This window comes from Phenylobacterium sp. (assembly GCF_013822795.1).
Lineage (GTDB): Bacteria > Pseudomonadota > Alphaproteobacteria > Caulobacterales > Caulobacteraceae > Phenylobacterium.
This window is the reverse complement of sequence record NZ_PNLB01000010.1, coordinates 105181-118147: the sequence shown is the minus strand read 5'-3', so window position 1 is coordinate 118147 and position 12967 is coordinate 105181. Positions and strand designations below refer to the sequence as shown.

13 protein-coding genes are annotated in these 12967 nt (G+C 67.8%); 9 read left to right on the top strand and 4 right to left on the bottom strand.

The window, feature by feature from the left end; all coding sequences use genetic code 11:
* Positions 1-18: 18 nt before the first annotated feature.
* Positions 19-642: a glutathione S-transferase family protein gene (locus C0481_RS10925; protein WP_293403557.1), complete on the bottom strand. Its 624-nt coding sequence runs from the start codon at positions 640-642 to the stop codon at positions 19-21.
* A gap of 310 nt (positions 643-952) precedes the next feature.
* On the opposite strand from C0481_RS10925, the gene C0481_RS10920 reads away from it, so the two are divergent.
* Both C0481_RS10920 and C0481_RS21885 read left to right on the top strand, forming a co-directional pair.
* Complete coding sequence (locus tag C0481_RS10920) at positions 953-2458, top strand: pentapeptide repeat-containing protein (protein ID WP_293403555.1); 1506 nt, start codon at positions 953-955, stop codon at positions 2456-2458.
* Between the two features lie 117 nt (positions 2459-2575).
* Positions 2576-3031, top strand: a complete 456-nt coding sequence (locus C0481_RS21885) for a GFA family protein (protein ID WP_363223436.1) — start codon at positions 2576-2578, stop codon at positions 3029-3031.
* 144 nt (positions 3032-3175) lie between these two features.
* Here C0481_RS21885 and C0481_RS10915 read toward each other — a convergent pair whose 3' ends face one another.
* Positions 3176-3685 (bottom strand): hypothetical protein, encoded by a 510-nt coding sequence (locus tag C0481_RS10915; protein ID WP_293403553.1) that lies wholly within the window; start codon positions 3683-3685, stop codon positions 3176-3178.
* A 525-nt stretch (positions 3686-4210) separates the two neighbouring features.
* Between C0481_RS10915 and C0481_RS10910 the strand changes: the two genes are divergently transcribed.
* The 7 genes from C0481_RS10910 to C0481_RS10880 all read left to right on the top strand — a co-directional run bounded on the left by C0481_RS10910 (position 4211) and on the right by C0481_RS10880 (position 10061).
* On the top strand, positions 4211-4570 hold the full coding sequence (locus C0481_RS10910) for a metalloregulator ArsR/SmtB family transcription factor (RefSeq protein ID WP_293403551.1): 360 nt from the start codon (positions 4211-4213) through the stop codon (positions 4568-4570).
* Positions 4567-5070 carry an SRPBCC domain-containing protein gene (locus C0481_RS10905; RefSeq protein WP_293403549.1) on the top strand — a complete coding sequence of 168 codons (504 nt, stop codon included), beginning with the start codon at positions 4567-4569 and terminating at the stop codon, positions 5068-5070. The genes C0481_RS10910 and C0481_RS10905 overlap by 4 nt, the downstream gene beginning before the upstream one ends.
* Positions 5071-5300: 230 nt before the next feature.
* Positions 5301-5966 carry a class I SAM-dependent methyltransferase gene (locus tag C0481_RS10900; RefSeq protein ID WP_293403547.1) on the top strand — a complete coding sequence of 222 codons (666 nt, stop codon included), beginning with the start codon at positions 5301-5303 and terminating at the stop codon, positions 5964-5966.
* 21 nt (positions 5967-5987) lie between these two features.
* Positions 5988-6665, top strand: coding sequence for an HAD family hydrolase (locus C0481_RS10895; protein WP_293403545.1), 678 nt, complete (start codon positions 5988-5990; stop codon positions 6663-6665).
* 141 nt (positions 6666-6806) lie between these two features.
* Complete coding sequence (locus C0481_RS10890; protein ID WP_293403543.1) at positions 6807-7751, top strand: homocysteine S-methyltransferase family protein; 945 nt, start codon at positions 6807-6809, stop codon at positions 7749-7751.
* Positions 7752-7856: 105 nt separating this feature from the next.
* A complete protein-coding gene (locus C0481_RS10885) occupies positions 7857-9209 on the top strand; it encodes a lipopolysaccharide biosynthesis protein (protein WP_293403541.1) in 1353 nt (450 codons plus the stop codon).
* A gap of 150 nt (positions 9210-9359) precedes the next feature.
* Positions 9360-10061: a sugar kinase gene (locus C0481_RS10880; protein ID WP_293403539.1), complete on the top strand. Its 702-nt coding sequence runs from the start codon at positions 9360-9362 to the stop codon at positions 10059-10061.
* 141 nt (positions 10062-10202) lie between these two features.
* Here the strand turns inward: C0481_RS10880 and C0481_RS10875 are convergent, their stop codons facing one another.
* Complete coding sequence (locus tag C0481_RS10875) at positions 10203-11732, bottom strand: exopolysaccharide biosynthesis polyprenyl glycosylphosphotransferase (protein WP_293403537.1); 1530 nt, start codon at positions 11730-11732, stop codon at positions 10203-10205.
* A 233-nt stretch (positions 11733-11965) separates the two neighbouring features.
* Positions 11966-12964: an alpha/beta hydrolase gene (locus C0481_RS10870; protein ID WP_293403535.1), complete on the bottom strand. Its 999-nt coding sequence runs from the start codon at positions 12962-12964 to the stop codon at positions 11966-11968.
* Positions 12965-12967: the final 3 nt, after the last annotated feature.

Genomic DNA, 12967 nt, shown 5'->3' with positions numbered 1-12967 from the left:
TCGATTGGAGTGATGGGCTCAGGTCACCCCTTCGTGCGAGCGGTCCATCGCGCGCTTGTAGGCGTCGCGGCCGGTCGTGCTGGCGAGGTAGGCCTGTTCGGCGTCGCCGAGGGTGACGCCGCAGTTCCGTTGACCGAGATTTAGCGCGTAGGTCACCGAGATGTCGGCGGCTGTGAACGCCTCGCCGGCGAGGTAGGGCGACCTGGCAAGCCGCTGGCTGACCAGCTTCAGCCGCTTCTGGAACGACCGCAGACACCAGGCAGCCCCCCAGTTCTCGCGCTCCGCTTCGGGCGCGATGAAGCGGCTGACGACGACAGGCATCATCAGGGTCGCCAGGCCAGCTTCGCCCAGGTGCAGAAACTGCTGATAGGCGGGGAAGGTCGGATCGTGCGGCGCAGGCGCTAGCGGCGTCGGCCCATAGCGGGCCATTAGGTACTCCATGATCGCGATCGACTCGACCATGGCGACGTCGCCGTCCTGGATCGCCGGAATGTAGTCGGCGGGATTGACCGCCAGGAACTCGGGGTCCTGCTCGGCGGCCAACATGTCCACCTGCCGTACGCGATAGGGAAGGCCCATTTCCTCCAGGACCCAGACGACCCGGATCGATCGCGAGGTCTGTCCGCCCCAAACGGTGATCATGCGCCGGCCCTTTCTTGGTGCGACCCACCATAGCGGATCTGGATGAGCCTGGCGCTCCACGCGGAAGCTGTGCTTCGGCGTGCTTCGCACGTAGCCACCGGCCGGTGATCGCGGCCGCGAGGCGGTCATTTCGCCGACGACCCGGTCCCACGACGAAAACGCGAACCCCTGGAGTTGTGGAAACTCTGGCGCGCTCAAAGGTTGAGAAATTCAGCGCTCGTTAAGGTACGCCGTACAACCTGGCATTAGGTGATCTTGCAAAATGCAAGGTCCGAGAGTGTTGAGCCCTAAGAACGGCGGGTAGCCCCTCATGACGACGATCTCCAGCGCCGCCGGCGTTGCGCCTCACCTGGCTCCCGCGGTCCGCAGCGCGCCTCCCGCGACTGAGGCCGCCCAACTCGCGCCCTCGGCCCCCGCCGTCGTCCCGCCGCCGGCGTCCTTCCCCCTGGTCGACGGCGCCATGGCCGCGCTTGTCGCCGAGCAGAGCGCGGCCGCCGGTGTCGCCGACTTGCGAGGCCAGGATCTGCGGCAGCTCGATCTGAGGAGCCTGGATCTGCGCGGCGCGGACCTCAGCGGCGCGAACCTCTCGGGCCTCGATCTGTCCGGCATCGATTTCACCGGAGCGAAGCTAGACGGCGCAGCTCTGGTGGGGGCGACCCTCAAAGGCGCAAAGCTGGATGGGGCTTCGGCGATCGGTGCGGACTTCTCTGATGCGACGCTGGTGAACACGACGATCGACGGCGCGGACTTCTCCCAGGCCAATTTCGACCGCGTCTTCATCGGCAAGGACGGCAAGCAGGACATCGCGGTCTGGGACGTCGATCGGTACCTGATCGCCAACAGCGTCAAGCTGGACGGGGCAAGCTTCCGAGGCGCCCATCTCCAAGGCGTTGCGTTTGTCGGGGCCTCGGCGATCGACGCCGACTTCTCAAGTCTGCACGCCGACGTGTCCGGCTTTCGCGCCTCGATCCTTCAGGGCGCCAATTTTGATGGCGTGTCTGGCCGTAGGCTCAGTTTTGCGGAAAGCGATCTGAGCGGTGCCGCGCTCACCAACTCGATTTTGAAACATCTGAGCATCAGCTCGACGACGCTGGCGGGTACGCGGTTCGCGGGCAGTTCGCTGAACGGCGTCGGCCTCTCCTTCACCAATCTAAGCGTGGCCGATTTGACCGGCGTGGCGCGCGAGGCGAAGGCGGCCAGCTTCAACAACGTCAATCTCGACGGGATCGACTTCAGCGGCTTTGACTTCACCGGCGCCCACTTCAACGGCGACCCCCCGAGGTGGACCAATCCCGACCATCGGGATGTTCAAGGCGCCGGGCCCTCGATGAATGGGACCAGGTTCGACGGGGCCAAGTTCGAGTTCGCCTGGTTCCAGGGCATCGACACCAGCGCCGGATCCTTTGCCGGGGCGACGTTCAACGCCACGGCCCAGGGAAAGAGCGCGAAGTCGCTGAGCGGCGTGGCGGGGGTGGGCGACTGGTCGCTTGAACGGTACGTCCAGTACCAGGCCCAGCGCGGCGTGAGCATTCCCGCGCCCGGGGCTGGCCAGGGCGGAGGCCTCGCTTCCCAGCGATCATTTGCGGGCGCTGCTGTCGACCAGGATGGCATGGCCCTCGCTATTGGCGCGGACGAGCCGGAGCTGGCTCATGTCGTCGATCAGGCGGCTGCCCTCGCGCTCGACGCGCTAACGTCCATCAACGCGCAGATGCGCGAGGCCCGCATGCAGGCCCGCGTCAACGAGGGCCCGTGGGAGCGTCTGATGGCGGCGGAAACCGACCAAGGGATCGAGAACCGGTTACGCGTCGTCGTCTAGGCTTTTGCCGACCCCCATGCCGGACAAGGTGACGTATTGCCCGCTGCGGACGACAGGGCGGTCTGGAAGGGGGAGGCGGACGCAGGATGACGCCAGGCTTCCGCTGTCGCCCTCGTGATGTCGATGGCTGCCGGAAACATCTGGGGGAATGCCATGACGGCTCGAACTGCGCGATGTGCGTGTCAGGCGTGCGAAGTCGAGGTTGAGGGCGAGCCGGTCAGCAGCGGGCTCTGTAGCTGTGACTATTGCAAGCGGCGTACGGGCGCGCCGTTCGGATGGTCAGTCTACTTCCACGATGAACAGGTCAGTCGGGTGGAAGGTCCGTTGGCGGTCCTCGACGGCCTCGGCAAACGCTGGTTTTGCTCGAGGTGCGGCTCGACCATCTATTGGCGGTCCTTCGGGGCGTGGAGGCCCGGCCAGACAGGATTTGCTGGAGGCTGCTTCGCCGATCCGACGCTGCCGGTCCCCACCATTGCAGTACGCTGCGCGCAAGGCATGCCGTGGATTGCCTACCCCGACGGCTGCGCAGTGTTTGATGACATGCCTCCGGTCCTTCCGTCTTCGGCTCCGTGAGTGTCCGCAACGGGTCAGCCAAAGGCCCTGGCCCTGGCAAGGGACATTGGCCGTCACACCCAGGAGCGGACGTCCCAAACGTCGGCTAGGGGTGGTTAGCGGACGTTTGATATGAACCGCGCCAAGGACTGCGTCGCGCCGACGCTAGTGACCGTACGCCTCCAGCTTGAGCTGTGGCGCCGCCACTTTGTTTCGGTACGCCAGAGATCGCTTGAACTGGATGACCTTCCTGTCCGAACGGACATCAACAACGTCCGTCACCACATACGGAAAGCACTCGATGCGGTTAGGACGGCAGTCCGAAATCTCCGAGAGCACCAAGTAGCGTTGGACGACAAGGTCGGCGCTCTTCGGGACGCCGGTCTCGTAGGCGGCCAGGACGCGTGTCTGTCGGCCCGGGTTGGAGAACTCAGCATCGACGCTTTTCCATCCCGACGTGGCAGCACCATCCCACTTCCCAATGGAGAGTTCGGCCCCGCTGTCGAACAATCGCTTGAAGCCCGGCAAGTCGTTTGCCGCGACCGTCTTCAAGAGCTCCGCCATTACCTCCAGTGTCGCCGCAGAGGGGGGCACGGGCGGGACGGCCTTCGCTGGGAATGCGACGGCCGCCATTGCGGCGATCACCCAAGCCTTCATGCGCATCTGCTGCCTCATCTTGGACCACCTCAAGCGCGACCGTCCGGCTCGACTCATGGAACGGACGCCAGAGCAACTAATGACGCCCTAAGCGCTACCGTGCCCTGCCACGGCTGGCTCGTCAGCCCCGCGCCAGGGACGGTCTTGGGGATGGATCGAGAAGGCGCCAATAGCCGGCGCATTTGAGGCAGCTGATGGAGCGTCCGCAATGGGTCGAAAGCGGTCGAACCCACCATTCCTGCTAACGGACCGGAGTCCGCTTCTAGCCCCGCCGCCAACGTCGCCTTCTGGCGGCTGAGCGGAACTCGCTTGGCCTGCGCCCGCTTTCGGACCCCATGGTCTCCGCTTCAACCGGACATTCGGGCCGGCGCGCCGGGAAGCGGACGCCCGCTAGGTCCGCTCGGGGCGGAGGCGGGCGTTGGTGCAGGCTCGAGACGTGACGTCAGAGCGTTCCTGGCCCGCCGAACTCGGCTTGGCTGCTTCTTTTCATCGCCAGGAGGACATTGACGCCCAGTGTGTGCGCGTATATGCATATACACCATCATGCATATAGATCCTTTCGAGACCCTCGCCGACGCCACCCGCCGCAGCATCGTGGCCGCGCTGATCAGCGGCGAGCGAGCGGTTGGTGACATCGTACGCGACGCGGGCGTCCACCAGTCCGGCGTCTCCCGTCACCTGCGGATCCTGCACGAGGCCGGCTTCGTCTCGGTGCGGCCGGACGGCCAGCGCCGGCTCTACGCGCTTCGCCCCGAGCCATTCCGCGAATTGGAGGCCTGGCTCGCCCAATATCGCCGCATCTGGGATGCCCGCCTCGACCGCTTCGGCGCAGCGCTCGAAGAGGCCCAGCGGAACCCCAACCAGTCCCCCGAAAACACCGATTTCAAGGACCCAACCCCATGACCGATACCGCTGTGCAAGCCGCGATCATTATAGAGCGCACGTACCGCGCCACTCCCGAGGAGCTCTGGGCGCTGTGGACGACCAAGGCGGGCTTCGAGTCCTGGTGGGGACCTGAGGGCTTTCGCGTGGAGGTCTACGCCCTAGAGCCGAGAGAAGGCGGCGTCTTGGAGTACGATATGATCGCCGACGCTCCCGAAGCCATCGCGGCCATGAAGGAGATGGGCCAGCCGATCTCCCACGGCACCCGCGGAATCTACAGCGAATTTCGCCCGCACCAGCGCCTGATGCTGGTGCACACCATCGACTTCGTCCCCAACTCCCCGGTCTACGACAGCGTCATCGAGGTGGGCTTCGCCCCCGCCGCCGACGGCCATGCCCGCATGATCGTCACCCTTCACCCCCACCTCGACCCGCACTGGACCAAGATGTCCGTCGAAGGCTTCACCAGCCAACTTGCCAAGCTCGACCGGCGCTTCGGCTGGACGGAGAAGCGCGACTGACGTTCGCGCGACAAGACTGCGGCCGAGTCTTCGATGCGCGTCGCAATGTCCGCCATGGGTCGGTAACAGTCGATCGCTCCAAGCCAGGAAGCGGGCGCCCCCGTATGCATCTCGCTCAATGTCCATGACGGCGGGTTGCTTGCGGTCGATCTGGGCGTGTCCGAACGCCGTTGCGTCGCGCCTCGCCGCCACCTAGCGTCGAGGCTCCGGCGGGCATCCGAGCGAACTCCATGGACTGGAAAGTCTGGCATGAGAAGTACGATGATCCCGCCTCGCCAATGACGAGACGACTGAGGATCGTCCAAGGGTTGGTGCGAGAGGCTCTGGACCGGAGCCCGGCCGGCCAGCTCCGGGTGATCAGCCTGTGCGCAGGCCAGGGCCGGGACCTGCTCGAAGTGCTCGCCGACCATCCGCGCCGCGAGGATGTTCAAATCCGTCTGGTGGAGCTCGACGAGCGCAACTGCGAGCTTGCCAGGGCGGCGGCGGAGGGGCGCGGGCTATCCCAGGTGGAGGTCGTCACCGCGGACGCCTCGCGCAGCGAGAACTACGTCGGCATGGCGCCCGCCGACCTGGTGCTGATCTGCGGGCTGTTCGGCAATATCAGCGACGCCGACATCGAGCGGGTCGTGGCGACTTGTCCTCAGCTTTGCAGGACCGGAGGCCGGGTCATCTGGACGCGCAATCGTCGGGCGCCGGACCGAGTGGGGCGGATTTGCGCGTGGTTCGAGGGCCGAGGCTTCGAGCGGGAATGGCTGTCCGACGAGGTCTTCGAATTCGGCATCGGGATGCATCGCTTCGCCGGTACGCCCGAACCTTTGGTCCCGGGGCGAAGCCTGTTCGCATTCGTCGGATACGATCGACTTCCGGACGAGGCCGATGCGTCGGGAGCTTCCTAGCAGGGCGTTCGGGGGAGGCGGATGGCAGACGCAGTGCTCTTCGATCTGGATGAGACGCTCCTTGATCGGGCGACGTCCTTGCGATCGTTCTTGCAGGACCAGTTCAGCCGGTTTGGCGGCGATCTTGGCTCGGTCGACTACTCCACGTGGGAACGGCGCTTCGTGGAACTCGATGCGCGCGGGAGCGTGCACAAGTCGGTGGTCTATCCGGCTCTGTTGCACGAGTACGGTGGTCGGCCGAGCGCGGCGGCGCACCTGTTGGCGGACTATGACGCGGGCTGTCGCCAGCATGCTCGGCCCTTCAGCGGCATGGCCGACGTGCTTGGCGCCCTGAGGCGAGCGGGCAAGCGGCTGGGCATCGTGACGAACGGCGAAAGCGCATTCCAAAGACGGCACATTGACGCTCTGGGCCTGTCGGCTCTGGTGGACGAGGTGCTGGTTTCCGAAGAGGAAGGTCTTCGCAAGCCCGACCCGCGGCTGTTCGCTCGCGCGGCCGAGCGGCTTGGCGTCAGTCCAGGCCAGTGCCTGTTCGTCGGCGACAACCCGTCCGCCGATGTGTTGGGCGCCGCGGCCGCTGGGATGAAGACGGCATGGTTTCGCTGCGGTCAGGAGTGGCCCGAACATCTCCCCAGCAACCCCGGCCCAAGCATCGAGAGCCTTGCCGAGGTGATCGTGCTGGCCGCCGCGCCGACGCCCTGACGTACGCAAAAGGGGCGGCGCTGGGCCTTGTTGAGAAGGGCGCTGTGGATTGCCGCCCCAGGTCCGGGTTTCGGGAGTAGACTGGCGCGGCCTCGGCGAGCCTGCGGCGGCGGGCTCCCGTACTCGGAAGGGAATGCGCCCATGCCCCCTGGAGCCGATCTGCCGCAACTGAATGGCGGTCTTGTGCTGACCGACGGCGGACTGGAGACCTGTCTGATCTTCCATGACGGAGTCGACTTGCCGCACTTCGCGGCCTTCATGCTGCTGCGAAGCGAAGAGGGGCGAGCGACCCTGCGGCGATACTACGAGCCCTATTTGCAGATCGCCCAGAAGGACAGGCGGGGGTTCATCCTGGAGAGCCCGACGTGGCGGGCGAGCGCGGACTGGGCGGACCGGCTGGGCGTCTCACGCTCCGAGTTGGCGGAACTCAACGGCGCGGCCATCCGCCTGATGCGGGCGCTGAAGGACGAGTACAGCGGGCGGGTGGCGCCGCTGGTGGTGTCCGGCTGCGTCGGTCCGCGTGGCGACGGCTATGTCGCCGGGGAGCTCATGACCGCGGAGGCGGCCGAGGCCTATCACGCCGACCAGATCTCGACGTTCGCGGCGGCCGGCGCCGACATGATCGCCGCGATCACCATGACCAACGTTCCGGAGGCGATCGGCATCGCTCGCGCCGCCCGCGCGCAGGACGCGCCCGTGGCGATCTCCTTTACGGTGGAGACCGACGGCAAGCTGCCCACTGGCCAGGCGCTAGGCGAGGCTGTGGACGCGGTGGACGCCGCCACCGGCGCCTGGCCGGCCTACTACATGGTCAACTGCGCCCACCCGTCCCACTTCGCCCAGGCCTTCGAGGTCGGCGCGCCGTGGCTCGAGCGCGTGCAGGGGCTGCGCGCCAACGCATCGCGGCTCAGCCATCAAGAGCTCAATGACGCCGCCGATCTGGACGACGGCGATCCCGCCGAACTGGGCGCCGAACACGCCGACATCCTGCGACGACTGCCCCAGATCAAGGTGTTGGGCGGGTGCTGCGGCACCGACCACCGCCATGTCGCAGCCATGAGCCGGGCCTGCGAGCCCGTCGGCTGAGAGCTGAACGGCGCGTTCGAAGCGCGGCCCAGAGCTTGGGCGAATGGGTAACGGAGTGTTAAACGCGGCCTCGCACGGTCGGTGCGGGATCCGGGATTCGCTTAAGTGGCGCAGGGCACGTGGACAACGGCGAGGCGTGACACTGGACCGGGCCAGGCTTGGGCGGTCCGGCGGCGCTATGCGCTGAGCGACTTGCCAGTGCTGCTGTGGCGCGAGCGCCGCCTGATGCTGGCGATCTTCCTGACCCTGTTCATCCTGGGCGTGGCCGCCGCCCTGACCATGAAGACCAGCTACCAGGCCCATGCGAGCGTGCTGGCGCGGCTGGGCCCGGAGTACGTCTATGCGCCGCGGGTCGGGGACGCCGGCCGCGGGGCCGTGCTCGGCTCCGACGCGATGATTCAGTCTGAAGCCGAGATCCTGGGCTCAGAGGCGCTGAAGCTGCGGGTGATCGAGCGTCTGGGCCTGGCGCGGACCTATCCGCACCTGGCCGAGAAGTACGCCAAGGCGACGCCGGCCGAGAAGAAGATCATCGTGGGCACGGCCATCCGCGCCATCGAGCAGAACCTGAAGATCGAGACCGCGCCGGACACGCCGATCGTGCGGGTCGGGTTCAGCCACAACGACCCACAGGCCGCCGCGCTGATCCTCAACACCCTGCTCGAGGAGTACCTGATCTATCGCCGCGTGGTGCTGGTCGACACGCCGGCGCTGGAGCAGCAGCGCCAATTGTTCGAGACCCGGCTGGCCGACGCCGACGCCGCCTATCAGGAGTTCCTGTCCAGCAACGGGATCGGGGACTTCGTCGCGGAGAAGGCCTCGCTGTCGCAGCTGCAGGCGCAGATCGAGCAGCAGAAGCAGCAGACCGCCGTCCAGCTGCAGGACCGCATCGGGCGGCTGGCCAGCCTGAACGCCCAACTCGGCCAGGTGTCGCGCGAGGTCGGGAACTACCGCGACCGCGCACCGGGCGAGGGCGCCAAGCGGGGCGGGGGCAATCTGGTCTACCAGACCCTGCAGACCGAGAAGATCCAGCTGACCGCCGAGGTCGGGGCGCTGCGCCGCGCACAGGTCGAGCTGGCCGGCCAGCGCGACCGGCTGACCGAGCGGCGCTTGAAGCTGAATGCATTGGAGCTGCGCTTCCAGGAGCTGTCGCTGAACCGCGACGTGCTGCAGGCCAGCGTCCGCGACTTTGCGGTCAAGGAAGAGCAGAGCCGTGCGGCCCAGGAGATCGCCGCCCGCGGAAGCGAAAACATCCGCATCGTCCAGCGGGCGAACGCGCCGATCACGGGCAAGAGCCTGCGCAAGCCGGTGGTGGCGTCGGCCTTCCTGATCGCCAGCCTTGCGGCCTTGCTCGCCGGCCTGCTGGCGATGTTCCTGCGCCCCGGCCTGCCGACGGCGCAGTCGGCGGCGCGGACCTTGGACCTGCCGGTGCTGGGCGCCGCGCCCTTGAAGGCGCGGTGATGTTCGGTTTGCGCCCCGAGGCTGGCCCGATCCAATCGGATCGGAACAGCCTCAGGACCCCTTGAATTCAGAGCATTTTCTGCGCCGAACCGGCAACCACTTCGGCGGAAAATGCTCTAGTTTCCCCCTATTGGGCGGCGCGATTCGAACATGATCGATCTGAGTTCCGAGATGGCCGATCTGTGGGCGTCCCTGGGATCGCCCGCGGCCGGCCGCTCGCGCATCATCCAGATCACCGCCGCGCGGACCGGGGAGGGCGCTTCCACGGTGGCCCGCGAGCTGGCTCACTATGCGGCGCGCAAGGCCGGGCGATCGGTGTGGCTGGTCGACCTGGACCTGGTGACCGCGGCCCAGCACGCGGCGTTGTCGGCTCAGGCCAGGCGCTACGGCGAACTCTCCGGCCCGGTGCAGGCCAGCCCGGACGGCTCGGCCTTTTTCACCGTCGAGCCGCCGGCCCAGACCGCCGACGGGACGACGTGGCCGGACGGCGGTTACCTAGCGGCGCACCGTGTCGGCTCGGCCCGCTGGTGGGTGACGCGGTTTCAACGCGAGCGGCTGGTCGGCCGCCAGAGCGTGCGGCTGGTTCCGACCGCCGACTACTGGAACGCGCTGCGCCGCTTCGCCGAGGTGATCATTGTCGACGGACCGGCGCCCGATCGCTCGCGCGCCGCGCTGGCGCTGGCCCCGTTCATGGATCAGACGGTGCTGGTGGTGTCGGCCGACCAGGCCGACGTGCGCGCCCCGGCCCAGCTGCGCGACGCCATCGTCGGGGCCGGCGGCCAGGTGACGGGCCTGTTCTTCAATCGCGCCGTCGTCGAGACCCCAAGGTTCATGAAGGCGCTGCTGCCGTAGGCCAGGCGCTGGCCGGGGTGATTTCGGGCCCAGCGCCAGGACCCCTCGCTTCAGCCTCACGCGCGACCTCTACAGCCCGGTCGCCCGGCGCGCGTTCGTTCGCAACGACGAGGATGGAGACGGCTACCTCGAAGGCGGCCGCTAGCGGACCGTCTCGGAGTCGCCCAGCAGGCAGGGCACGGTCATGAACATGATGTAGAGGTCGAGCCAGAAGGACTGGCGCTCGATGTACTCCACGTCCAGCGCCACGCGGCGGCGGACCAGGTCCGGGGTGTCGACCGCGCCGCGGGAGCCGTTGATGGCGGCCCAGCCGGTCATGCCAGGCTTCATGCGATGGCGGTGAGCGTACTCGGCGACCAGGCGTGAGCTTTCGACAGGGCCGGTCTTCATGCCGATGGCGTGCGGACGCGGGCCGACCAGGGACATTTCGCCGGTCAGCACGTTGAACAGCTGCGGCAGCTCGTCGAGGCTGGTCTTGCGGATGAACTTGCCGACCTTGGTGACGCGGTCGTCGTCGGCGCTGATCTGGCGCGTGGCCTTGGCGTCGGCGGCCTCGACGCGCATCGAGCGGAACTTCCAGACCACGATCTCTTCGTTGTTGAAGCCGTGGCGGCGCTGACGGAAGAACACCGGGCCCGGGCTGTCCAGCTTGATGGCCAGGGCGACGAGCAACATGATCGGCGTGGCGACGAGCAGCGCGATGGCCCCGACAATCACGTCCTGGGCGCGCTTGGCCAGCGCCTTGCCCTGGTCGATCTCGGCGCCCGAGACGCGGGCCAGCGGGATGCTGGCGATCCGGTCGATGGCGTCGGCTTCCTCGGCCTGGCCCTCGCGGTCCAGCAGTAGGGTGATCTCGTTGGGCAGCACCTTCAGCCGCTCGAGCAGAGCGTGCACGCGTTCGCGCGCGCCGGCCGGCACGGTGATGACGATGCGGTCGACGAACGGCATGATCCGGTGCGCCAGCAGCGCGTCGGTGCCGCCCAGCAGCGGCACGCCGTGCAGGCCCTCGGGCGTGCGTGCGGCGCGGTCGTCGAAGACGCCGAGGACGTGGGCCTCGCGGGTTTCGAGGATGGCGGCGATCAGACGGTCGGCCGCGCCGGTGGCCCCGACGATGACCAGGTTGGGCGTCAGCCGGCCGTTGGTGCGCCAGCGCTTGACGTTGGCCCACCAGAGCCCGTGCGCAGCGGCCACGCAGAGGAACGCCATCGGCGTCCAGACCCCGAGCGAGGCGGTCAGCATGATCGCGCCGACGAAATGGGTGAGGATGGCGAAACACATGGCCACGGCGACGGCGAACGCCACGGTGACCCGCATCAGATGTATGGCCAAGTCTTCGCGGCGGCCGAACTTGTAGCAGTCGAACAGGCGCAGGCTGGCGAAGGTGGCGACGGTGGCCGCGCCGTAGATCAGCAGCACGCTGGCGCCGTGGGTCAGGGCCACGGCGATCAGGCTGCCAAGGATCAGCGCCAGGGCGTCGCCGGCCTGGAAAAAACGGGTGAGCAGCCGGCCCGACATCCGCAGCCGGGTCGGGGTCAGTTTGTCAGGGCGCAGCGGGCCGCGGCGGTTGCGGCCAGGGTCAGCCCACGCTGCGGCGGCGGCGTCAGTCTCGGCCTGACGCCGTGCGCGGCGGTCAGCCAAAGAGCTGGGCTTGAACGGGGCAGCGAGAGACATCTGGGACCGGTTTATCGCGATGACGGAGAAACACACTGCCACACGGCCTCTGTGTGAGCAGTTAACGTACACGCGTTCTGTAACGGCTTCTGTAAACTATTCGCACCCGGTGCGCACCCCAGTTGCGAACAGTCGGATGACTGAATCAATCTCGGGGCTTCGACTGCGTATCGACAACTGTGGTTCACACTGCAGGATGCTTAGAAAGTTCGAACAACCTGTGAGCGAATTGTTCACTTTCGCTTAATCATATTCGCCTGAGAGGCGACCTCGTTGACGGCCGCGATGATGGCGTCTGGCCGGTCGGTCATCATCATGTGTGAGCTGCCCGCGACCTGTCGGCTGACCCCGCGGCTGGAGCGGCGGGCCAGTTCGCGATGCAGGCCCCACCAAAGGTTGGCCAACGGCTCGCGGAGGGCTTCGGGCGCGGCGGCGTAGGTTCCGTCGGCGGTGAGCACGACCAGCGGCAGGTCGCCGTAGGACTGGCGCCCGGCGTCGAGCTGGTCGGAGGTCGCGTTCCAGATAGTGTCGATCTCGGAGATCCGCGCCCGCCAGGTGGAGGGGCGCAGCGCCTCGGCCCGGCGGGCGGCGGCGGCGGTCGGGCTCTGGGTGGACCGGGCGGGCGGCACGCACCTGTCGAGCGGCGGCTCGGACGAGGGCAGTGTCCCGGCCTCGGCGGCGGCCAGGCACTGGACGGCGCGGGCCCGCAGCGGCCCGGTCCCGCCCGCGCCCTCGCCGAACATCGCGGCGAAGCGGCGGTCCTGGTGCTCGACGGACGGATCGACGAGCACCATGCCGACCACGTCCTGCGGCCGGCGGTTGGAGAACAGCCGTACGTACAGCGCGCCGGCGGAATGGCCGACGACGATGAAGGGCCCGTCGATGCCGGCCGCGGTCAGGCCGCGGTCGAGGTCGCGGGCGATAGCCGCGCCGTCACGCGGCAAGGGCCCGGGATCGGAGAAGCCGGCCCCCGCGCGATCGTAGGTGCAGACCCGGTAGGACTTGGCGAGCCCGACCTTGACCCGGCCCCAGCCCAGGGAGTCCGCGCCGTAGCCGCCCTCGAGCAGCACCGTCGGCGCGCCGGCGCCGGTGCAGCGGAAGTTCAGCTTGCGGCCATCGGGCAGCGGCGCCAGCAGCTGCGGCCCCGCGCTCGGATCGGCGGCGGCGGGCGGCGGGGCAAGGCCGGCGAGCGCCAGCGTCAGCGCGGCGGACAAGAACGGGCGTCTGATCATCTG

Bases quoted from the DNA above. Each gene is read 5' to 3' on its own strand.
- C0481_RS10905 (WP_293403549.1), top strand. From the start codon at position 4,567: ATGACCGATACCGCTGTGCAAGCCGCGATCATTATAGAGCGCACGTAC.
- C0481_RS10920 (WP_293403555.1), top strand. From the start codon at position 953: ATGACGACGATCTCCAGCGCCGCCGGCGTTGCGCCTCACCTGGCTCCC.
- C0481_RS10890 (WP_293403543.1), top strand. From the start codon at position 6,807: ATGCCCCCTGGAGCCGATCTGCCGCAACTGAATGGCGGTCTTGTGCTG.
- C0481_RS10880 (WP_293403539.1), top strand. From the start codon at position 9,360: ATGATCGATCTGAGTTCCGAGATGGCCGATCTGTGGGCGTCCCTGGGA.
- C0481_RS10910 (WP_293403551.1), top strand. From the start codon at position 4,211: ATGCATATAGATCCTTTCGAGACCCTCGCCGACGCCACCCGCCGCAGC.
- C0481_RS10925 (WP_293403557.1), bottom strand. From the start codon at position 642: ATGATCACCGTTTGGGGCGGACAGACCTCGCGATCGATCCGGGTCGTC.
- C0481_RS10915 (WP_293403553.1), bottom strand. From the start codon at position 3,685: ATGAGGCAGCAGATGCGCATGAAGGCTTGGGTGATCGCCGCAATGGCG.
- C0481_RS10875 (WP_293403537.1), bottom strand. From the start codon at position 11,732: ATGTCTCTCGCTGCCCCGTTCAAGCCCAGCTCTTTGGCTGACCGCCGC.
- C0481_RS10900 (WP_293403547.1), top strand. From the start codon at position 5,301: ATGGACTGGAAAGTCTGGCATGAGAAGTACGATGATCCCGCCTCGCCA.
- C0481_RS10870 (WP_293403535.1), bottom strand. From the start codon at position 12,964: ATGATCAGACGCCCGTTCTTGTCCGCCGCGCTGACGCTGGCGCTCGCC.
- C0481_RS21885 (WP_363223436.1), top strand. From the start codon at position 2,576: ATGTCGATGGCTGCCGGAAACATCTGGGGGAATGCCATGACGGCTCGA.
- C0481_RS10895 (WP_293403545.1), top strand. From the start codon at position 5,988: ATGGCAGACGCAGTGCTCTTCGATCTGGATGAGACGCTCCTTGATCGG.